This is a genomic window from Streptomyces sp. NPDC047841 (assembly GCF_040704085.1).
In the GTDB taxonomy this organism is placed as follows: domain Bacteria; phylum Actinomycetota; class Actinomycetes; order Streptomycetales; family Streptomycetaceae; genus Streptomyces; species Streptomyces argyrophylli.
Genome location: NZ_JBEYRP010000009.1, coordinates 75,221 through 95,600, shown reverse-complemented (window position 1 = coordinate 95,600; position 20,380 = coordinate 75,221). Strand labels below are relative to the sequence as shown.

Sequence of the window (20,380 nt, the reverse complement as noted above, 5' to 3'; positions counted from 1 at the left end):
CTTACGGGAAGGACGTCACCTTGGACGGGACCGTGTCGGTCCCCGAGGTGGGTGGGCCCGTGCTGTTGACGACGTGCGCGTACTGGCCCTTGCCGCCGAGCGAGATCACCAGCAGGTCGTGCATCTTGATCCCGCTCTTCACCGGCACCTGGAAGCCGTGGGCCTGGACGATCGAGGGATCGGCCGTGTAGTTGCAGTAGCTGCCCAGGCCCCACGCCTCGTGGGTGGTGACGGAGTCGGCGACCTTGTAGGCCGCGTAGCCGGTGATGCCGTCGTGGGTGATGGCGGCGGCGTTCGGGGCGTCGTAGGCCTTCTCGTTCTGGAAGAAGATCGTCCGGCCGCGTTCTCCGTTCCAGTAGACGTCGTACTTGTTGAAGTGCTCCACGAACAGGCCGGTGGCCAGGACGTCGTCGCCGTTCACGCGCAGGCCGTAGTCGGCGCGGTTGGTGTCCCAGCCGACGCCGCTGCCGTGGTCGGCGCGCCAGAGCCAGGTGTGGTCGATGATCACGTCGTCGCTGTTGACCACCACGGAGTTGGTGGCGAGCCCGGGCCCTGCTCCGCCGACGCGGATGAAGACGTCCTGCATGGTGGTGGGGTTCGCGGAGTGGTCGGCGCCGGCGTCGGGGGTGCCGATGCGCAGCAGCGTGTCGGAGTTGACCGGGCCCGCGTCGATCAGGAACCCGGCGAGCCGCACCCCGTCGACGTCGGCGACGTGCATCGCGTCGACGCCGTTGTCGGGGACGAGGGTGGCGAGGCCGAGGCCGAGGACGACGGTGTTCGGCCGGGTGACGTCGATGGTCTGGTCCAGGTGGTAGACGCCGGGGGTGAACAGGAGGTTGAGGCCCTGGGCGAGGGCCTGGTTGATGGTGGCGGCGGTCGCGCCGGGCTTGACGACGTAGAACTGGTCGAGCGGGAGCGACGTACCGGCGTTCGCGGGCCAGGAGACGCCCCGGGCGTTGGTGCGCTTGGCCGGGACGAACACCTTGTAGGCGGAGCCGTCGAGGTAGAGGAACGGCTTCTCGCGGGAGACCGGGGTGGTGTCCAGGGTGGTGTACGGGCCGCTGTCGAAGTTGGTGGCGGGGGCGCCCTGGACACCGCTGAAGGTCATGTTCCACACGCCGTTGGTCCAGCCGCCGACCGAGCTGTCCCGGGTGTACCACTGCTGCTGGGAGTACGGGCCGACCGTGCCGTCGATCTTGGAGTCCGCGATGTAGCCGCCGGAGGCCCAGCCGTACCCGTTGGGAGCGAGGTTGAGGCCGCCCTGGACGTGGATGCGGCGGAAGGGCGCGGCCTGGGCGACGGCCCAGCGGTCGGTGCCGTTGACGGGCTTGAGGGCGAGGTTCTCCGCCGAACGCCAGAAGTTCTGGGTGGCGTTGCCGTTGAACCAGCCCGCGTCGACCGTGATGTCCCCGTTGATCTGGGTGTCGTCGGGGTTCAGGCCGAGGCCGGAGATCGAGGTGTAGAAGCCGAGTTGGGCGTTGATGTTGTTGTAGGTGCCGGGCTTGAGCAGGAACTGGTAGCGGCCGGTGCCGAACTGGGCCGACTCCTGCTTGGCGAAGACGTCGTCGAACTTCTGCTGCAGGCCCGGGGTCGAGGGGTCGACGACGATGACGTTCGGGCCGAGGTCGCCGCCGCCCTGGACGGGCGGGACGCCGGTGGCGCCGGTGTGCACGGCGACCTCCCACAGGGAGTAGCCGTAGCCGGTGCCGCGGGCGGTGCCGTAGATCCGGACGTACCGGCCGGAGCCGCTGACGTCGTAGGACGCCGTGCCGCCGGTGGCCCCGGTGACGCTCTTGAGGGTGTTCCAGCTCTGCCCGTCGGAGGACGCCTGGATCTGGAAGTCCTTGCCGTAGGCGGCCTCCCAGTTCAGGTCCACCTTGCACAGGTCCTGGACGGAACCGAGGTCGATGCGCAGCCACTGCGGGTCGGCGGCCTGGCTGGACCAGCGGGTCCCGGTGTCGCCGTCGACGGCGGCGGAGGCGGGGGTGCCGGCGTTCTCGGTGGAGGAGGCCATGGCGGCCTTGCCCTGGGCCGCGTTCGCGGTGCCGCAGCCCGCCTGGGCGCCGTCCGCGGTGCCGAACACCTGGAATTCCCAGAGGGAGTAGCCCCACGTGGTGGCCCGGTGCACGCCGAGCATCCGTACGTAGCGGCCCCGGCCGGACACGTCGAGCGTGTCGTCGCCGCCGTCGGAGCCGGTGACGGACTTCAGATCGGTCCAGGTGCTCCCGTCCCCGGATATCTGGACCTTGTAGTCCTTGCCGTAGGCGGCCTCCCAGTTCAGGACGACCCGGGTGACGGTGGCGGTGCCCCCGAGGTCGACCCGGACCCACTGGTCGTCGCTCGCGGCCGAGGACCAGCGGGTCCCGGTGTCGCCGTCGACGGCCTTGGCGGCGGCGGTGCCGCCGTTCTCCTCGGACGACGCGGTGGCGGTCTTCCCCTGGGACAGGGGGGTCTCGGCGGCGGTGGCCGAGGGGTGCGTGGCGGGCAGGGCGAGCAGCGCGGCCGTGGCGGCCAGCACTGCGCCCAGTGCTCTCAGTCTCATGCGGCGGCTCCAGACGTGTGGGGATGCAACGGGTAAGACCCACGGCTTAGTTCATGCTTTGATTTAAGAGATGAACCAACCGTCCCACAAGCCTTCGGACACCAGATTCCTTCAACTGCCGGTGCTGTCCCCCGCTCACCCGGCGGCCGGCTCGGCCGCTTGCCGCACGCGGCGGGGCGCGGGTCAGCCCGGCTCGGGCGGGGGCGCCGACAGCGGTGTGTCCCAGGTGAGTTGGCGGATGAGCTGCTCGTCGGCGCTGTGTCCCAGGCGAGTTGGCGTGCGCTGTTGTGCGCGGTGCCGCTCGAACCCGGCACTCGCGGACCCCGCCGCTTCGGACAGTCGCGCAGGGCCTTGGCTTCAACTATCGATGTCGCCCCCGCTCACCCGGCGGTCGGCGCGGGTCAGCCCGGCTCGGGCGGGGGCGCCGACAGCGGGGTGTCCCAGGTGAGTTGGCGGATGAGGCGCTCGTCCGAACCGGCGGAAGGGGGCGTGCCGGGCGCGGGGCGGGTGCCGCGGGTGAGGCCGCCGCTGACGGCGATGTTGCGTTCCGCCCGCGGACGGCGCTGCCGCTCGAACCCGGCACACGCGGCCCCCACACCGGGCAGATCTCGCAGGGCCTTGGCTTCGACTGCCGGTGTCGTCCCCGCTCACCCGGCAGTCGGCTCGGTCGCTTGCCGCACGCGGCGGGGCGCGGGTCAGCCCGGCCCGGGCCGGGTTGCGGACAGCGCTGTGTCCCAGGCGAGTTGGCGTGCGATGTTGTGCGCGGTGCCGCTCGAACCCGGCACTCGCGGACCCCGCCGCTTCGACAGTCGCGCAGGGCCTTGGCTTCAAGTACCGATGTCGCCCCCCGCTCACCCGGCGGTCGGCGCGGGTCAGCCCGGCTCGGGCGGGGGCGGGGACAGCCGGGTGTCCCAGGTGAGTTGGCGGATGAGCTGCTCGTCCGAACCGGCGGAAGGGGGCGTGCCGGGCGCGGGGCGGGTGCCGCGGGTGAGGCCGCCGCTGACGGCGATGTTGCGTTCCGCCCGCGGACGGCGCTGCCGCTCGAACCCGGCACACGCGGCCCCCACACCGGGCAGATCGCGCAGGGCCTTGGCCAGGACCACGGCGTCCTCCAGGGCCATCGAGGCGCCCTGGCCGGTCGCCGGGGAGGCCGCGTGGGCCGCGTCGCCCACGAGCAGGACCCGCCCGGTCTGCCAGACGGTCCCGAGCGGCAGCTCCGTGGCGTTGGTGACCATGAGGGCGTCGGCGCAGGCCTCGACCAGCGCGGCGGCGGGGGTGTCGTCCTCCCTCAGCAGCGGCAGCAACTGCGCGCGCAGGACCGCGGGCGGCGCGGCGAGGTCCTCGGCCGGGAGCGGACCGCCGCCGGTGCGGGCGAACCAGTACGCCTCCCCCGCCGGCGACACCGCGTACCCGAAGGCGGTCGTGGCGCCCCGCACCATGGTGATGGCGCCGTCCGGGCCGGGTGCGGGCGCGTTCGCGGTGTAGCCGTAGTAGACCCGCTGGCCGGCGTACCCGGGCCGGGCCCCGGGCATGAGCAGGCCGCGCACCGTGGAGTTCAGGCCGTCGGCGCCGATGAGCAGGTCACCGGTGGCCGTCGAGCCGTCGGCGAAGTGGGCGGTGACGTCGTACGGGCCGTCCGTCACGGACACCAGCCGGGCACCGTGGCGCAGCCGGACACCGCGGCGGACCGCCTCGCCCTGGAGCGCCGCGTTCAGCTCGCCGCGGCGCAGGCACCGGTAGCGCAGGGCGGGGTCGTCCGCCTCGCCCAGCGGTGCGTGCGCGAGCTCGGTGCCCCGGCTGTCCAGCAGCCGCAGCGAAGTCAGCGGAAAACCGACGGCCGTGACGGCGTGCGTGGCGTCCAGCTCGGCCAGGGCGCGCATGCCGTTGCTCGCCAGGGTGAGGAAGGCGCCGATGTCCTCGGCCGTGTCCGGGTGCGCCTCGTAGACGGTGACGTCGACACCGGCCTTGTGCAGGCCCAGCGCGGTCGCGGTCCCCGCGATGCCGCCGCCGATCACCAGTACCCTCATCGCGTCCGCTCCCTCATCCGCCGCTGCGCGCACCGACCGTGGCCGTGACCATCCAAGGGCAGCGGTGGGGCCGTCCGGAACACACGGGGCCAGGATCCGGACACGCGGGCCCTCCCGAGTGCCTGGCGGGGCACGTGGTGTGACGGCTGCCACTGCGGTGACCGGCCCTCGGGTGAACCTGGTGCGAGGCAGGCGTCCGCTGGTTCCCGGCCCGTGCACCTCACGCTCCCGGTCCGCCTCCGACCGCCGCGCGAGCCGCTCCCGAGGCACGTGGCCGGCTGCGCCGTGCGCCGGCACGCCCCCTGTGTGAAGGGTGGTTGCCGGGGAACTGGGTACCTCCCCGCCATGCGGGTGAGTGTGGTGGACGCGGGGTCGAACACGGTCCGACTGGTGATCGCGGATGTGGAGGGTGGCGTTCCGCTGCCGGTGCACACCGTCAAGTGGAAGCTCCGCCTTGCCGAACAGGTCGGCCCGGACGGCACCATCGCCGACGAGGCGGTGGAGCGGCTGGTGAAGGCGGTGGCCGCGGCGGGCGCCACGGCCCGGCGGTGGCACGCGGCGGGCCCGCTGGCCTTCGCGACCGCGGTGGTGCGCGGCGCCCCCAACCGCCATGACGTGCTGCAACGGGTGGCGTCCGGCACCGGTATCCGCATGTGCACCCTGCCCGGTGAGACGGAGGCCGAGCTGACCTTCCTGGCGGCGCGGCGCTGGCTGGGCTGGAAGGCGGGTCCCCTGGCCCTGCTCGACATCGGCGGCGGCTCGCTGGAGGTGGCCTTCGGCCGGGGCCGGCTGCCCGACTTCGCCGCGTCCCTGCCGCTCGGCGCCAGCCGGCTGACCCGGGAGCATCTGGGCCTCCAGGATCCGCCCGGGCCGGGCGAGCTGAAGGAGCTGCGCCGCCGTATCCGCCACGAACTGCGCGACGTGGCCGCGCGGATCCGCTGGGAGCGTCCGCGCACCGCCGCCGTCACGTCCCGTACGTTCCAGCAGCTGGCGCGGCTGTGCGGGGCCGCGCCGGGCCGGTTCGGTCCCTTCGTGGACCGTGAGCTGGCCTGCCGGGACCTGCGCGCGGCGGTGCACGCCCTCGCCGGGCTGCCTGCCGCCGAACGCTCCCAGCTGCCCGGGATCTCCGCGCCGCGCGCCGCCCAGAGCCTGGCCGGAGCGGTCGTCGGGCACACGGCGCTGAAGCTGATGGGCCTGCCCCGGGCCGTCGTCTGCCCCTGGGCGATCCGCGAGGGCGTGCTGCTGCGCTACGCCGAGGACGGCGCCGACTGGTGGGCGGACGCCACCGGCGGGACCGGTGCCACCGCGCCGGCCCCGGCGGCGCCGCTCCGCATCGCGAGCCCGTCCCCGTGACGGGCGGTCACGGGGCGCCCGAGAGGGTTCTCCTGACGGTTCGCCGCGCGCGGGGAGACCACCGGCGGTCCCACCGGCCGTCCCCGTTCGGGTGAGCGGTGCTTCAGGGCGGCCGGCCGGGTGGAACGCTACCGCGTGGGGCCGGGACCGGATCAGCGCCCCGCCCGCTCAACCGCCGGGCACCGGAAGGGACACCTCATGCGCGCTCGCACCACGTGCCGCCGGACCGTGACCGCCCTCTGCCTCGGCCTGCTGACGGCGTGCGCCGGGGCGCTGCCGGCCCCGGCCGCCCTCGCCGCGCCCGTGCCGCAGCCCTACTCCTACGACTGCGCGAGCACCTCCGAGCACCAGGAGACCGGCACGCTCGCGGGCGAGGGATGCGCCAAGGTCGCCGAGATCACCGAGGGTGACGGTGTCTGGGTCGAGGACCGGGCCGGGCGGCACGACTGGCACTGCGACCGCGTCGACGACGTCGGCACCAGCGCGGTCAGGGGCCAGGGGTGCCGAGCGGTACGGAAGGGCTCCTGGTGAGGGACGCGTCCGCGTGCGAACCGGCCGCCGACTCTTGACGTGTCTGGTTCAGACCTTTAACTTCTCGGGTCATCGGCGAACAAGCATGAGTTCAGCGTTCACCCTCATGAACGCTTCTCCGCTTCGCACCCGGCCCGTAACCGGCCCGCATCCGGTCCGAAGAAGGGACCCCCCACATGACCCGATCCCGGATACCCGCGGCGGCGGCCACCGCCGTGCTCGCCCTCGCCCTCACCGCGCTCGGCACCGGCGGCGCGGACGCGGCCGACCCGCGTGTCGCGCCCGGCGGCAACTTCGACCTGTCCGTGTGGCAGCTCCAGGAACCCGTCGGCTCCCCCGGCAAGCCCACCACCATCCCGTCGTCCCGGCTCCAGGGCGCGAACGGCTACCAGGACGCGTACTTCTACACCGACACCCGCGACGGCGCCATGACGTTCTGGGCGCCCGAGAAGGGCGTCACCACGCCGAACTCCCAGTACGCCCGCTCCGAGCTGCGCGAGATGAACCGCGACGGCTCCGCCGCCGACTGGGCGCTCAGCGGCAGCCACCGGCTGAGCGCGACGCTGCGCGTGGTGTCCGTGACCAAGAACGTCTGCGTCGGCCAGATCCACCTCGGCTCCGGCGGTTCCTCCACCAAGCCGTTGGTGGAGCTGTACTACCGCGCCAACGGGGACATCGTCCTCGGCACCGAGGACTCGCCGGACGGCGGCCAGACCCAGCACCCCGTCGGGCACGTGTCGACCGGCAAGACCTGGAGCTACACCATCGCCGTCTCCGGCGGGAACACCATCGACCTGACCGTGAACGGCACGACCACGCACTACGCCATCCCGTCCTCCTTCAAGCCGTACAAGCAGTACTTCAAGGCGGGCTCCTACAACCAGTCCTCCTCGGACAGCACCACCAACGGGGCCCGCGTGGCCTTCTACGGGCTGACCGTCTCGCACGGCTGACACACGGCCCGACCTGCGCGACTGGTGCGAACGGCGGGACGGTCGTAGCGTCGGGTGCACGCGGTCGGACACAGCACGACGGGTGGGAGCGACCATGCGCGGATCAGTGACGGGAACGGCGGTCCTCCTGGCGGCGGGAGCCCTCCTGACAGCGGCCATGACCACGGCAACGGCCGGTCCGCCGGTCACCGACACGACGCGGACACGTGCCGGCGCCTCGCCGTCCCACGCCGGTGCGTCGCAGCCGGTCCTGGTCGACTGCCTGTTCAACCGCACCGTCCGCCCCGGCGACTTCATCCTCGCCTGCGGCGACGGAAACAGCCGTCTCACCGGACTGCACTGGACCAAGTGGAGTCCGGCGGGGGCCACCGCGGTGGGCACGAACATGGTCAACGACTGCAAGCCGTACTGCGCGGCCGGCTCCTTCCACGCGTACCCGGTGACCGTCCGACTCGAAGACACCGAGCCCTGGAAGAAGCACCCCGACGTGCAGCGCTTCAGCCGGATGAGCCTCACCTACCAGGAGGGTCGTCCGGAGGGCTTCAAGCAGGTCATGACGTATCCGCTCTGGGACTGACAAGGGTCCACGCGCACCGCCCCGCCGGGCGGTCCCGCGGCCCCGGCTCCCGCACCGGTGACCCGTTCCCCCCTCATGGTGGTGTGACCCCGCGCGCCGACCGAGGAGGGGTCACATACCCCGACTCCCCCGTCCGCCCGGCACTACGCCACCGGCACCAGCGCGCGGCACCGTCTGGCGCCTCCTCCGGTCGGGCGGCACGGCCGGTCTTGGGCAGGTCACGGCGTGGGCTACGGCAGGGCCTGTCGAACCCGGCCTCCGTGGCCGTCCGGGGGCGAGCCGTGTACGTGCCGAGTGCCGCGTCCGCCACCCGGCACGACCCGGACCTCCTCTCGCCCGCCTGCGCCACCTCATCGGCCGGGGTCAGCTCACGCGCGGCGGCCCCGGCCCCCGCTCACCTCAGTTCCGCCAGGAGGTCGCCGCCCTCCACCTGCTGGATGCGGTTGATGGCGAGGCGGGAGACGCGGCCCGCCTTGGGGGCCGTGATCGTGGCCTCCATCTTCATGGCCTCGATGGTGGCGATCGTGGCACCGGCCGCCACCTCGTCGCCCTCGGCGACGGCCAGGGTCACCACGCCGGCGAAGGGTGCCGCGACATGGCCGGGGTCGGAGCGGTCGGCCTTCTCCGTCACCGGGATGTCGGAGGCCGCCGCACGGTCACGGACCTGGATGGGCCGCAGCTGGCCGTTGAGCGTGGACATCACGGTCCGCATACCGCGCTCGTCGGCCTCGCCGATCGCCTGGAGCTCGATCAGCAGCCGGACGCCGGGCTCCAGGTCGACGGCGTACTCCTTGGCCGGGCGCAGGCCGTAGAAGAACGCCTTGCTGTCGAGGACGCTGGTGTCGCCGAAGGACTGGCGGTGCGTCTCGAACTCGCGGGCCGGGCCGGGGAACAGCAGCCGGTTGAGGGTGGCCCGGCGGTCCTTCGCCAGCCCCTCGCGGTCCTCGGCGGACAGCTCGGGCGCGGGCTTGGGCGCCGCCCGCCCCTGAAGCGCCTTGGTGCGGAACGGCTCCGGCCAGCCGCCGGGCGGCGTGCCCAGTTCGCCGCGCAGGAAGCCGATCACCGAGTCCGGGATGTCGTACTTGTCGGGGGTCGACTCGAACGCGTCCGGGCCGACCCCGGCGCCCACCAGGTGCAGGGCCAGGTCGCCGACCACCTTGGAGGACGGGGTGACCTTCACCAGACGGCCGAGGATGCGGTCGGCGGCGGCGTACATCGCCTCGATGTCCTCGAAGCGGTCGCCGAGGCCGAGGGCGACGGCCTGGGTGCGCAGGTTGGACAGCTGCCCGCCGGGGATCTCGTGGTGGTAGACGCGGCCGGTCGGGGAGGCGAGGCCCGCCTCGAACGGGGCGTAGATCTTGCGGACGCCCTCCCAGTACGGCTCCAGGTCGCCGACCGCCTGGAGGTCCAGGCCGGTGGGCCGCTCGGAGTGGTCGGTGGCGGCGACGATCGCGGACAGCGACGGCTGGGAGGTCGTACCGGCCATGCTGGCCACCGCGCCGTCGACCGCGTCGGCACCCGCCTGGATCGCGGCGAGGTACGTGGCGAGCTGGCCGCCGGCGGTGTCGTGCGTGTGCAGGTGCACGGGCAGGTCGAACTCGCGGCGCAGCGCCGAGACGAGCTTGGCGGCGGCCGGGGCGCGCAGCAGGCCGGCCATGTCCTTGACGGCGAGGACGTGGGCGCCGGCCTCGACGATCTGCTCGGCGAGGCGCAGGTAGTAGTCGAGGGTGTAGAGGCGCTCCGACGGGTCGCTGAGGTCCGCGGTGTAGCAGAGGGCGACCTCGGCGACCGCGGTGCCCGTCTCGCGCACGGCGTCGATGGCGGGCCGCATCTGGCCGACGTCGTTCAGGGCGTCGAAGATGCGGAAGATGTCGATGCCGGTGGCGGCGGCCTCCTGCACGAAGGCGTCGGTGACCTCGGTCGGGTACGGGGTGTAGCCGACGGTGTTGCGGCCGCGCAGCAGCATCTGGAGGCAGATGTTGGGGACGGCCTCGCGCAGGGCGGCCAGCCGCTCCCAGGGGTCCTCGGCGAGGAAGCGCAGCGCGACGTCGTAGGTGGCACCGCCCCAGCACTCCAGGGAGAGCAGCCGCGGCAGGGTGCGGGCGACGACCGGGGCGACGGCGAGGAGGTCCTTGGTGCGCACCCGGGTGGCGAGCAGGGACTGGTGGGCGTCGCGGAAGGTGGTGTCGGTGACGCCGATGGTCGGCGACTCGCGCAGGTGCCGGGCGAATCCCTCGGGGCCGAGGTCCACGAGGAGCTGGCGGGAGCCGGCGGGCGGCTCGCCGGCCGGCAGCGGCGGCAGCTTGGTCAGCGGGTCGAGCACGTCGGGCCGCCGGCCGTGCGGCTGGTTCACCGTCACGTCGGCGAGGTAGGTGAGCAGCTTGGTGCCCCGGTCGGCGGAGGAGCGGGCGGTCAGCAGGTGCGGGCGCTGCTCGATGAAGGAGGTGGTGATCCGGCCGGCCTGGAAGTCGGGGTCGTCCAGGACCGCCTGGAGGAACGGGATGTTGGTGGCCACGCCGCGGATGCGGAACTCGGCGACCGCGCGCCGGGCCCGGCCGATCGCGGCCTGGAAGTCGCGGCCCCGGCAGGTGAGCTTGACCAGCATCGAGTCGAAGTGGGCGCTGATCTCCGTACCGGCGTGGGTGGTGCCGCCGTCGAGGCGGATGCCGGAGCCGCCCGGGGAGCGGTAGGCGCTGATCCGGCCGGTGTCCGGGCGGAAGCCGTTGGCGGGGTCCTCGGTGGTGATGCGGCACTGGAGGGCGGCGCCGCGCAGGGTGACCGTGTCCTGGGACAGGCCGAGGCCGGCGAGGGTCTCGCCGGAGGCGATCCGCATCTGGGCCTGGACCAGGTCGACGTCGGTGACCTCTTCGGTGACGGTGTGCTCGACCTGGATGCGCGGGTTCATCTCGATGAACACGTGGTTGCCGTCGCGGTCGAGGAGGAACTCCACGGTGCCGGCGTTGCGGTAGCCGATCTCGCGGGCGAAGCGGACGGCGTCGGCGCAGATCCGGTCGCGCAGCTCCGGGTCCAGGTTGGGCGCGGGGGCCAGCTCGATGACCTTCTGGTGGCGCCGCTGGAGCGAGCAGTCCCGCTCGAAGAGGTGGATGACGTTGCCTTCGCCGTCGGCGAGGATCTGCACCTCGATGTGGCGGGGCTCCACGACGGCCTTCTCCAGGAAGACGGTCGGGTCGCCGAACGCGGAGGCGGCCTCGCGGGAGGCGGCCTCGATGGACTCGCGCAGCTGAGCCGGGTCCTCCACGCGGCGCATGCCGCGCCCGCCGCCGCCGGCCACCGCCTTGACGAAGACGGGGAAGCCGATCTCCTCGGCGGCGCGCACCAGTTCGTCCACGTCGGTGGAGGGCTGACAGGAGCCGAGGACGGGCACGCCCGCGGCGCGGGCGGCGGCGACCGCGCGGGCCTTGTTGCCGGTCAGCTCCAGGGTGGCCGCGCTGGGGCCGACGAAGGTGATGCCGGCCTGCTCGCAGGCGCGGGCCAGTTCGGGGTTCTCGGACAGGAAGCCGTAGCCCGGGTAGACGGCGTCGGCGCCCGCCCGGCGGGCGGCGCCCACGATCTCCTCGACGGAGAGGTAGGCCCGCACCGGGTGCCCCGGCTCCCCGATCTCGTACGCCTCGTCGGCCTTCAGCCGGTGCAGCGAGTTGCGGTCCTCGTGCGGGAACACGGCGACGGTGCGCGCGCCGAGTTCGTAGCCCGCCCGGAACGCGCGGATCGCGATCTCTCCACGGTTGGCGACCAGCACCTTGCGGAACATCATGGATTCCCTTCAGCTGCCTGCCGGCGACGAACACCCTGGTGTCAGCCACACCTGCCGTACTCGCGGCCACCCTAGGGGGTGCCCGCACGGGTCGATGTGCGAAAACCATCACACTGACGGGGTGGGCCGCGCCACACGGGCGCGCCGCGACGCGATGCCCCGGGAGGCCGGACGCCTCGCGTTACGGCCGGTGCGGACCCGCGCCCGGTGCCGGAACTCGCCGGCCGTCGCCGAGCGGGTCGGGCGTCACCGGCCGGCCTGGCGTCACCGGCCGGCCTGGCGTTCGAGGCAATGCGCCGGGACCTTGGTCCGGGCGTTTCCGGGGCGGTCGGCCGCCGGAGTGGGGCCGGGGGCGGGCGGCGGTGTGCGCGAGGGCCGTCGGCGCGCGGGCCACAGGGACCGTACGGCGGAGCGGAACCGTCCTCCCCGGCCGCTCAGCAGGCCGAGCAGAAGCGCCGCGGCCACCGCGATCAGGTGCTCGCGGCCGGCCAGGTTGGGGACGGCGATGGACTCCCACACCATCGAGCCGCCGGTCAGCGTGAACACCACGGGCGCGCGGCGGACCACCGAGAAGTAGGTGAACAGACCGACCACGGCCGCCGAGGGCCCGGTGTCCAGGACCTGCCCGGCCTCGGGCGGCAGCCCGAACCCCCACCAGCCGGGCCCGAGCGCGATCATCAGGCGGGCGGTGAGGGTGCCCGCCAGGGTGGTGGCGTAGGCGATCACCAGGGTCCGGGCCCGGCCCAGGGTCAGTTCGGCGAGGGCGAAGGCGAGGAACAGCTGGGTGATGCCCGCCCAGACCGGCAGGTCCAGCGCGGGGACGTACAGCGACACGGGGGTGCGCAGCAGGGACAGCCACAGCGGCAGCTCGGCCCGGACCCCGCCGAGCCGCTCCACCCACAGCGCTCCGGTGGGGTGCTGGGCGATGTCGTGGAAGAAGACGACGCCGGACGCGGCGACGAAGGCCAGCAGCAGCCCGGACAGTCCGCGCCGCGCGAGCCGCCGTACCGGGTCGACGACGACGGCGTGCCACTCGCCCCACAGCGTCCGCCCGGTGAACCGGGCGAGCCGCGCGAGCAGCGGACGGACGCGCGGGGTGCGCCCTTCAGCGGTCATGAGGCACGGCAGCCCGTCGCCGTCGGTTCCCCCGTCACGCACACCGCCCCCTTCACCTCGCGCCCGGCGGTCCGACCGTGCGAGGCGTTTCGTCCGTCATACGTCCGCTTCAGGCGTCATCGTACGGATGCGCCGATCGCTCCGGTCCGACCCGTCACCCGTGCAGTCCAGCGAGCCGGGAGGCCGGCGTCAAGATCCGCCGTGGGGGCGCGCCGGTGTGGGAAGGCCCACAGGCGTACGGCGCTGAAATCCGGGGCCGGGAGGCAACCGGCGCCGCCGCGGAACCGTCCTCGGAGACAGGCGTTTTTCGCTACCGCGGACGAGAACAGGCACGGAACCTTTCTATTTCGATCACGAACTCTCGTATAGTGACGGCCAGTTCACCACCGGTGTCACGTCTCACCCACCCGATGTTCCCGCCAGCCCCGCCCCAGCCTGCCGCCTCCGCCGCAAGGACCAGACCGGACCGATGACCGCGCCCACGCATCCCGGCGACCGACCTTCCCTCCGTACGTTCGTCTCCGCCCTCGCCGTGACCGGTGTGCTGTCGGCCCTCGGGGTCTGCGCGGCCGTGGCGGCGGCACCGGACTCGGTGCGCACCCCGCTCGCCGCGGGCGCGGGCGCGGCGGCGGTCCTGCTCAGCGCGGCGGTCGCCACGGCCGCGCACGCCCTGCGGACCGCGCGCGGCACCCGGCGCCGGCTGGAGAGCGTCACCCAGGACGTCGGACGGCTGCTCCAGCAACAAGCCCGTACGGCCGAGGAGGCGCGCCAGGAGCAGCAGCGGCTCATCGACGAACTCGCGCAGCAGCGCACCGAGTTCACGGAGTCCTTCGCGGCCGAACGCGCACGCCTGGAGGAGGACGGCGCACGGGAGCTGAACCGGCTGGCGAAGGAGAACGCCCGTCTGACGGGCGAGCTGGAGCGGGCCCGGCGGGACCGGGCCGCCGCGGTCGCCGCGACCTCCAACGCGGCCGCCCGCATGCAGGCCCTCGCCACGGCGACCCTCGCCGACCTGCGGGCGATGGAGGACCGGCACACCGACGAGGACGTGCTGGCCGACCTGCTCCACCTCGACCACCGCACCGCCCAGGCCGGCCGGCTCGCGGACTCCATCGCCGTGCTCACCGGGGCGCGTTCGGGCCGCCGCTGGGCGCGGCCGATCGGGATGGAGTCGATCCTGCGGGGCGCGATGGGACGGATCGCCGGGTACCGGCGGGTGCGGGTGCACTCGGTCAGCGAGGCCGCCGTCGCCGGGCACGCCGCCGAGGGCGTGATGCACGCGCTCGCCGAACTCCTCGACAACGCTGCCAACTTCTCGCCGCCGACCGCGGAGGTCCACGTCTACGTGGAGGAGGTGCCGGCCGGGGTCATCGTGTCCGTGGAGGACAGCGGGCTGGTGATGGGCGAGGTGCAGCTGCGCCGCGCCGAGCGGGCGGTCTCCGGTGACGTCTTCGAGCTGGGCGGTCTGACCGGCACCCGGCTCGGGCTCGCCGTGGTCGGCCGCCTCGCCCGCAAGCACGGACTCACGGTGTCGTTCCGGCCGTCGGCGCGCGGCGGCACGGGCGTGCTGCTGCTCATCCCGCAGGAGATCCTGACCAGCCCCGCCCCCGCGGCCGCCGAGCCGTCCGCCGCGGCCCCGGGGCCGGAGAGCGCCCCTTCCGCGCCGGTACGGGAGGCCGTGGACACCGGCGTCGTCCACGAGCCCGCCGCGCCGTCGGAGGAGGGCCCGGCCGGTCTGCCCAGGCGTCGCCGGGGCCGCACCCTCGCCCGGGCGGAACGCGCCCGGACGACGCCGGACACGCCCGGGCACCGTACGGCCCGCGGCACTGCGGACCACGGCACCGCTTCGGCCACCGACGCACCGCGCTCCGCGTCGAACGATGCCACGCACGCCACCGCGACGGACACCGCCGGGCACCGCACCGCACCGGCCGCCGGTGCCGAGCCCGGCACCGCGCAGGACGACCCGCGGCACCACGCCTCCCCGGCCGCCGACGCACCCCGCGCGGCCCCCGCCGCCGACACGGGCAGGACCCGCGCCGCCCGTTTCAGCAGCTTCCGTCAGGCGGTGCGGCCGCCCGCACCGGGCACCCGCCGCCCCGGCTCCACCCCGGGAGATTCGGCACCGGACCGGTCCCGTGGCCGCACCACCGACCCCGCGCACACCACGGCACCGGACGAGCGGGCCGCCACCCCGCCGCCGGACGACGGTGTGCCGGCCGGCGAGTCCCCGCACGGCGCCGGCGAACACGGCTCCCCCGCCCCCTCCCACCCGCACGCGTACCCGGAAGGCGACACCACTTCATGACCGGCCCGACCACCGCCGACGACAAGCTCACCTGGCTCCTGGAGGGCCTGCTGGAGAGGACCCCGGGCGCCCGGCACGCGCTCGTGCTGTCCCGGGACGGGCTGAAGCTGTGCCGCACTCCGGAGCTGAGCGTCGACCAGGCGGACCAGCTCGCCGCGATCGCCGCCGGCATCCAGTCGCTGTCGCACGGCGCGTCCGTGGAGTTCGGCGACGGCAGCGGCGGTGTCCGCTCGGCGATGACGGAGTTCTACGGCGGCGTGCTGTTCATCGTGGAAGCGGGCGACGGCGCCCATCTGGCCGTGGTCGCCACGGAGGACGCGGACGCCGGCGTCATCGGCCACAACATGAGCGAGTTGGTGGAGCAGCTCGGCGAGCACCTCACCGCTCCGCCCCGCACGTCATGAGCCGACCGGACAGCGACCGGCCGGACGGGGGCCGCCCGGGCATGAACCGCCCGGGCCGGGACGACGCCCCCGACCGGCTGTACACCATCACCCAGGGACGCACCCGCACCGGCCCCGACAACCCCTTCGACCTGGTCACCCTCGTGGTGGCCGAGTCGGAGCCGGCGGCCGGCATGCAGTCGGAGCACGTGGCGATCCTGGAGCTGACCCGGTTCCCCGCCTCGGTGGCGGAGATCGCCGCCGAACTGCGGCTGCCCGTGGGCATCACCAAGGTGCTGCTGTGTGATCTGCTCGCGGCGGGCCGGGTCAGCGCCCGGCACCCGCGCAGACCGGCCATTACCGATCCCGACATCCTGGAGCAGGTGCTCGTTGGACTCCGCAACCTCTGACGCGCGCACTCCCGCGCGCATCCCGCTGGGTGCCTCCGCCGACCAAGGTTTCAAGATCGTGGTCGTGGGCGGCTTCGGCGTCGGCAAGACCACGCTGGTCCGCTCGGTCAGCGAGATCCGTCCCCTCAACACCGAGGAGACGATGACGCAGGCCGGTGCGACCGTGGACGACATCCGCCAGGTGCGCGGCAAGTCCGGCACCACCGTCGCCTTCGACTTCGGCCGGATCAGCCTGGACGCCCGCAATGTGCTGTACCTGTTCGGCGCGCCCGGACAGGAGCGGTTCTGGTTCCTGTGGGACCGGCTGTTCTCCGGCACGCTCGGGGCGGTCGTCCTGGTGGACACCCGGCGCATCGACGACTCCTGGTACGCCATCGACCGGCTGGAGCACCACGGCACGCCGTTCATCGTCGCCTGCAACGACTTCGGCGGTCCGGTCCGCGCCGGCGCGGACGTCCGCGAGGCCCTCGACCTGGATCCGCAGGTGCCGCTGGTCGACTGCGACGCCCGCTCCCGGGAGTCGGGCAAGCAGGTGCTGATCACGCTGGTGCAGCACGTGAAGAACCGGTACGCCGACCCGTCCGCGCGGACGGTCCTGCCCCGACAGGAGCTCGTGTGACCACGCCCGACGCCGTCCCGCTGAGCGGACCCCGGTTCCAGACCGAACCCGCCCGCCTGTACCGGGAGATGCGGCGCGACCACGGCGCCGTCGTGCCGGTACTGCTCGACGGCGGCATCCCGGCCTGGCTGGTGCTCGGCTACCGGGAACTGCACCAGGTGACCGGTGACCCGGTGCTGTTCAGCCGGGACTCGGACCTGTGGAACCAGTGGGAGAACGTCCCCGCGGACTGGCCGCTGCTGCCGATGATCGGGCACAAGCAGCCGTCGATCCTCTACACGGTCGGCGAACGGCACCGGCAGCGCGCGGCGATGATCAGCAACGCGCTGGAGGCGGTGGACGCGTTCGAACTGCGCGCGCACGCCGAGCGGTTCGCGGACGAGCTGATCGACGCGCTGTGCGCGGCGGGCGAGGCCGATCTGGTCGGGCAGTACGCGATGCTGCTGCCGGTGCGGGTCCTGGCCCGGCTGTACGGCTTCCCGGACGAGGACGGCCCGGGGCTGGTCACCGCCCTGAACGACATGATCGACGGGCGGGAGCGGGCGCTGGCCGGACAGGCCCATCTGGCCGCGTCCATGGCGCAGTTGCTGGCCGACCGGCGCAAGGAGCCGGCGGCCGACGTGGTCTCCCGGATGCTGGCCGACGAGAGCGGGTTCAGCGACGAGGAGATCGCGCAGGACCTGATGGTGATGATGGCGGCCGGGCACCAGCCGACCGCCGACTGGATCGGCAACTCGCTGCGGCTGATGCTCACCGACGACCGGTTCGCCGCCTCCCTGTTCGGCGGGCGCAACAGCGTCGCCGAGGCGATGAACGAGGTGCTCTGGGAGGACACGCCGACGCAGAACGTGGCGGGCCGCTGGGCCTCCCGTGACACGCACCTCGGCGGCCGCCGCGTCAAGGCCGGTGATCTGCTGCTGCTCGGTCTGCAAGGGGCCAACTCCGACCCGCAGGTGCGGACCGACGCCTCCGCGCTGACCGGCGGCAACAACGCGCACTTCTCCTTCGGTCACGGCGAGCACCGCTGTCCGTTCCCCGCGCAGGAGATCGCCGAGGTGATCGCGCGGACCGGTATCGAGGTGGTCCTGGACCGGCTGCCCGACATCGATCTGGCGGTGCCCGCCGAGTCCCTCACGCGCCGGCCCTCGCCCTGGCTGCGGGGACTGTCCGCACTGCCCGTCCGGTTCAGCCCCGTACCCGCCCGCTGACCCGCGCCGCCCCGGCCGAACCGCTGTTCCGCCGCCCGCCCGGGGGCCGTCCCCGGACGCGGCGCCGTACCCGCCGTACCCGACCCCCGCCCTGGGAGGCACGTCACGATGACGACCGGTACCGAAGCACCCCGCATCGCCCTCGATCCCTTCGTCACCGACCTGGACGCCGAGAGCGCGGCGCTGCGCGCGGCCGGCCCGCTCGCCGCCGTCGAACTCCCGGGCGGGGTCCCGGCGTGGGCCGTCACCCACCACGCCGAGGCCAAGGCACTGCTCACCGACCCGCGGCTGGTGAAGGACATCAACGTCTGGGGCGCGTGGCGGCGCGGTGAGATACCCGCGGACTGGCCGCTGATCGGCCTGGCCAACCCGGGCCGCTCCATGCTCACGGTGGACGGCGCCGACCACCGCCGGCTGCGCACCCTGGTCGCGCAGGCGCTCACCCCGCGCCGGGTGGAGCGGATGCGGGAGCGGATCGAGAAGCTCACCCAGGGCCTGCTGGACGCGCTGCCCGCGGACGGCGGGACCGTCGACCTGAAGGCGGCCTTCGCCTATCCGCTGCCGATGTACGTCATCGCCGACCTGATGGGCATCGACGAGGATCTGCTGCCCCGGCTGAAGGTGCTGTTCGAGAAGTTCTTCTCCACGCAGACCCCGCCGGAGGAAGTCGTCGCCACCCTCACCGAGCTGGCGCAGATCATGGCGCGGACGGTGTCGGCCAAGCGGGCCGCTCCGGGCGACGACCTGACCAGCGCGCTGATCCTCGCCTCCGAGGACGGCGACCACCTCACGGACGAGGAGATCGTCTCCACCCTCCAGCTGATGGTGGCGGCGGGCCACGAGACCACGATCTCGCTGATCGTCAACGCCGTCGTGAACCTGTCCACCCATCCCGCACAGCGCGACCTGGTGCTGTCGGGCCGGGCCGACTGGTCCGCGGTCGTCGAAGAGACCCTCCGCTACTCCACCCCCACCTCCCACGTCCTGATCCGCTTCGCGACCGAGGACGTGCCGGTCGGCGACAAGGTGATCCCGGCCGGGGACGCGCTGATCGTGTCGTACGGCGCGATCGGCCGGGACGAGGGCGCCCACGGCCCGACCGCCGGGGAGTTCGACATCACCCGCGACACGAGGAACCGGCACATCTCCTTCGGCCACGGCCCGCACGTGTGCCCCGGCGCCGCCCTGTCCCGCCTCGAGGCGGGCGTCGCCCTGCCCGCGCTGTACGCCCGTTTCCCCGGCCTCGACCTGGCGGTCCCCGCGGCCGAGCTGCGCAACAAGCCGGTGGTCACGCAGAACGACCTGTACGAGCTGCCGGTACGGCTGAATCCGTGACGCCGCGGAAGACCCTCCCGTCCGGCACGGCTTGACTTCGAGAGCGCTCCAGCTCGTAGCGTCGCAGAGCGCCGGTGCGCGCGGCCCGCACCCGGCTCCCCCCACGGGATGCCGGGTGCCGGATTCCGTCGCTAGATGGAAGAAGGCCCTCGCGCCCCGGAGCACGACCGACGAACGCACGAAAGGCTGTGACCAGGACATGCACAAGCGCAGGCTGCGGGACCTCCAGGTATCGGCCATCGGACTCGGATGCATGGGGATGTCCGCCTTCTACGGCTCCGCCGACCAGGAGGAGGGCATCGCGACCATCCGGCGCGCCCTGGAACTCGGCATCGACTTCCTCGACACCGCGCAGGTCTACGGGCCGCTCACCAACGAGTCGCTCGTCGGTGAGGCGATCAGGGGCCACCGCGACGAGTACGTCATCGCCACGAAGTTCAACTACCGGATGGACGACGCCGTCCCCGGCGACATGAGCACGGTCGGCCGGCAGGACGGCTCGGCCGAGCACGTGCGCAGCTCGGTGCACGGCTCGCTCAAGCGGCTCGGCACCGACCACATCGACCTGTACTACCAGCACCGGGTCGACCCGGACGTGCCCATCGAGGAGACGGTCGGCGCGCTGGGTGAGCTGGTCGCCGAGGGCAAGGTGCGGTACATCGGGCTGAGCGAGGCGAGCGCGGAGACCATCCGGCGCGCACACGCCGTGCACCCGGTCACCGCGGTGCAGAGCGAGTACTCGCTGTGGACGCGGGACGTGGAGGCCGAGGTGCTGCCCACCTGCCGGGAGCTGGGCATCGGCTTCGTGCCGTACTCGCCGCTCGGCCGGGGTTTCCTCGCGGGCCGCTTCACCTCCCCCGACGAGCTGGACGAGAACGACTTCCGGCGCACGAACCCGCGCTTCACGGACGCCAATCTGGAGGCGAACCGGCGGCTGGCGGAGAAGGTGAAGGAGATCGCCGCCGAGAAGGACGTGACCCCGGCCCAGCTGGCCATCGCGTGGGTGCTGGCCCAGGGCGAGGACCTGGTGCCGATCCCGGGCACCAAGCGACGCGCCTACCTGGAGCAGAACGCCGCCGCGGTGGGCATCGAGCTGACCGAGGACGACCTCGCCCGCATCGACGCGGAGCTGCCCGCGGCGGCGGGTGAGCGGTACGACGAGGCCGGGATGAGGGCCGTCAACCGCTAGCGCGCCCGACGGGGGGACCCCACCCGGCGGCCGGGCTGCCGTCGGGTTCCCCGTACC

At 73.5% G+C, this 20,380-nt stretch carries 16 protein-coding genes; 11 read left to right on the top strand and 5 right to left on the bottom strand.

The window, feature by feature from the left end:
- Position 1: 1 nt before the first annotated feature.
- The 3 genes from AB0947_RS16340 to AB0947_RS16330 all read right to left on the bottom strand — a co-directional run bounded on the left by AB0947_RS16340 (position 2) and on the right by AB0947_RS16330 (position 4,569).
- On the bottom strand, positions 2-2,542 hold the full coding sequence (locus tag AB0947_RS16340) for a discoidin domain-containing protein (protein ID WP_366751004.1): 2,541 nt from the start codon (positions 2,540-2,542) through the stop codon (positions 2-4).
- Positions 2,543-2,943: 401 nt separating this feature from the next.
- The gene (locus AB0947_RS16335) at positions 2,944-3,138 is read right to left on the bottom strand and encodes a hypothetical protein (RefSeq protein WP_366751003.1); all 195 of its coding nucleotides are present in this window, start codon (positions 3,136-3,138) and stop codon (positions 2,944-2,946) included.
- Positions 3,139-3,414: 276 nt separating this feature from the next.
- The gene (locus tag AB0947_RS16330) at positions 3,415-4,569 is read right to left on the bottom strand and encodes an NAD(P)/FAD-dependent oxidoreductase (protein ID WP_366751002.1); all 1,155 of its coding nucleotides are present in this window, start codon (positions 4,567-4,569) and stop codon (positions 3,415-3,417) included.
- Positions 4,570-4,914: 345 nt separating this feature from the next.
- Between AB0947_RS16330 and AB0947_RS16325 the strand changes: the two genes are divergently transcribed.
- The 4 genes from AB0947_RS16325 to AB0947_RS16310 all read left to right on the top strand — a co-directional run bounded on the left by AB0947_RS16325 (position 4,915) and on the right by AB0947_RS16310 (position 7,983).
- Entirely contained in the window at positions 4,915-5,922 is a 1,008-nt protein-coding gene (locus tag AB0947_RS16325; protein WP_366751001.1) for a Ppx/GppA family phosphatase, read from the top strand.
- A gap of 198 nt (positions 5,923-6,120) precedes the next feature.
- On the top strand, positions 6,121-6,453 hold the full coding sequence (locus AB0947_RS16320; RefSeq protein WP_366751000.1) for a hypothetical protein: 333 nt from the start codon (positions 6,121-6,123) through the stop codon (positions 6,451-6,453).
- Between the two features lie 176 nt (positions 6,454-6,629).
- The gene (locus AB0947_RS16315) at positions 6,630-7,406 is read left to right on the top strand and encodes a polysaccharide lyase family 7 protein (protein WP_366750999.1); all 777 of its coding nucleotides are present in this window, start codon (positions 6,630-6,632) and stop codon (positions 7,404-7,406) included.
- Positions 7,407-7,500: 94 nt separating this feature from the next.
- Positions 7,501-7,983, top strand: a complete 483-nt coding sequence (locus AB0947_RS16310) for a hypothetical protein (protein ID WP_366750998.1) — start codon at positions 7,501-7,503, stop codon at positions 7,981-7,983.
- 394 nt (positions 7,984-8,377) lie between these two features.
- Here the strand turns inward: AB0947_RS16310 and AB0947_RS16305 are convergent, their stop codons facing one another.
- Together AB0947_RS16305 and AB0947_RS16300 are read right to left on the bottom strand one after the other, a co-directional pair.
- A complete protein-coding gene (locus tag AB0947_RS16305; protein WP_366751208.1) occupies positions 8,378-11,752 on the bottom strand; it encodes a pyruvate carboxylase in 3,375 nt (1,124 codons plus the stop codon).
- Between the two features lie 267 nt (positions 11,753-12,019).
- Positions 12,020-12,871, bottom strand: coding sequence for a hypothetical protein (locus tag AB0947_RS16300; RefSeq protein WP_366751207.1), 852 nt, complete (start codon positions 12,869-12,871; stop codon positions 12,020-12,022).
- 469 nt (positions 12,872-13,340) lie between these two features.
- Between AB0947_RS16300 and AB0947_RS16295 the strand changes: the two genes are divergently transcribed.
- The 7 genes from AB0947_RS16295 to AB0947_RS16265 all read left to right on the top strand — a co-directional run bounded on the left by AB0947_RS16295 (position 13,341) and on the right by AB0947_RS16265 (position 20,323).
- Positions 13,341-15,179 carry an ATP-binding protein gene (locus tag AB0947_RS16295; RefSeq protein WP_366750997.1) on the top strand — a complete coding sequence of 613 codons (1,839 nt, stop codon included), beginning with the start codon at positions 13,341-13,343 and terminating at the stop codon, positions 15,177-15,179.
- Positions 15,176-15,583: a roadblock/LC7 domain-containing protein gene (locus tag AB0947_RS16290; RefSeq protein ID WP_366750996.1), complete on the top strand. Its 408-nt coding sequence runs from the start codon at positions 15,176-15,178 to the stop codon at positions 15,581-15,583. The genes AB0947_RS16295 and AB0947_RS16290 overlap by 4 nt, the downstream gene beginning before the upstream one ends.
- Positions 15,584-15,624: 41 nt before the next feature.
- Positions 15,625-15,972 carry a DUF742 domain-containing protein gene (locus AB0947_RS16285; RefSeq protein ID WP_014676780.1) on the top strand — a complete coding sequence of 116 codons (348 nt, stop codon included), beginning with the start codon at positions 15,625-15,627 and terminating at the stop codon, positions 15,970-15,972.
- Positions 15,953-16,591, top strand: coding sequence for an ATP/GTP-binding protein (locus AB0947_RS16280; RefSeq protein WP_366750995.1), 639 nt, complete (start codon positions 15,953-15,955; stop codon positions 16,589-16,591). Before AB0947_RS16285 ends, AB0947_RS16280 begins: the two co-directional genes overlap by 20 nt.
- Positions 16,588-17,799: a cytochrome P450 gene (locus AB0947_RS16275; protein WP_366750994.1), complete on the top strand. Its 1,212-nt coding sequence runs from the start codon at positions 16,588-16,590 to the stop codon at positions 17,797-17,799. Before AB0947_RS16280 ends, AB0947_RS16275 begins: the two co-directional genes overlap by 4 nt.
- 108 nt (positions 17,800-17,907) lie before the next feature.
- Complete coding sequence (locus tag AB0947_RS16270) at positions 17,908-19,134, top strand: cytochrome P450 (RefSeq protein WP_366750993.1); 1,227 nt, start codon at positions 17,908-17,910, stop codon at positions 19,132-19,134.
- A gap of 199 nt (positions 19,135-19,333) precedes the next feature.
- Positions 19,334-20,323: an aldo/keto reductase gene (locus AB0947_RS16265; protein ID WP_366750992.1), complete on the top strand. Its 990-nt coding sequence runs from the start codon at positions 19,334-19,336 to the stop codon at positions 20,321-20,323.
- The last annotated feature ends 57 nt before the right edge of the window (positions 20,324-20,380 follow it).

Bases quoted from the DNA above. Each gene is read 5' to 3' on its own strand.
- AB0947_RS16270 (WP_366750993.1), top strand. From the start codon at position 17,908: ATGACGACCGGTACCGAAGCACCCCGCATCGCCCTCGATCCCTTCGTC.
- AB0947_RS16300 (WP_366751207.1), bottom strand. From the start codon at position 12,871: ATGACCGCTGAAGGGCGCACCCCGCGCGTCCGTCCGCTGCTCGCGCGG.
- AB0947_RS16340 (WP_366751004.1), bottom strand. From the start codon at position 2,542: ATGAGACTGAGAGCACTGGGCGCAGTGCTGGCCGCCACGGCCGCGCTG.
- AB0947_RS16315 (WP_366750999.1), top strand. From the start codon at position 6,630: ATGACCCGATCCCGGATACCCGCGGCGGCGGCCACCGCCGTGCTCGCC.
- AB0947_RS16305 (WP_366751208.1), bottom strand. From the start codon at position 11,752: ATGTTCCGCAAGGTGCTGGTCGCCAACCGTGGAGAGATCGCGATCCGC.
- AB0947_RS16285 (WP_014676780.1), top strand. From the start codon at position 15,625: ATGAACCGCCCGGGCCGGGACGACGCCCCCGACCGGCTGTACACCATC.
- AB0947_RS16265 (WP_366750992.1), top strand. From the start codon at position 19,334: ATGCACAAGCGCAGGCTGCGGGACCTCCAGGTATCGGCCATCGGACTC.
- AB0947_RS16295 (WP_366750997.1), top strand. From the start codon at position 13,341: ATGACCGCGCCCACGCATCCCGGCGACCGACCTTCCCTCCGTACGTTC.
- AB0947_RS16320 (WP_366751000.1), top strand. From the start codon at position 6,121: ATGCGCGCTCGCACCACGTGCCGCCGGACCGTGACCGCCCTCTGCCTC.
- AB0947_RS16330 (WP_366751002.1), bottom strand. From the start codon at position 4,569: ATGAGGGTACTGGTGATCGGCGGCGGCATCGCGGGGACCGCGACCGCG.
- AB0947_RS16310 (WP_366750998.1), top strand. From the start codon at position 7,501: ATGCGCGGATCAGTGACGGGAACGGCGGTCCTCCTGGCGGCGGGAGCC.
- AB0947_RS16325 (WP_366751001.1), top strand. From the start codon at position 4,915: ATGCGGGTGAGTGTGGTGGACGCGGGGTCGAACACGGTCCGACTGGTG.
- AB0947_RS16290 (WP_366750996.1), top strand. From the start codon at position 15,176: ATGACCGGCCCGACCACCGCCGACGACAAGCTCACCTGGCTCCTGGAG.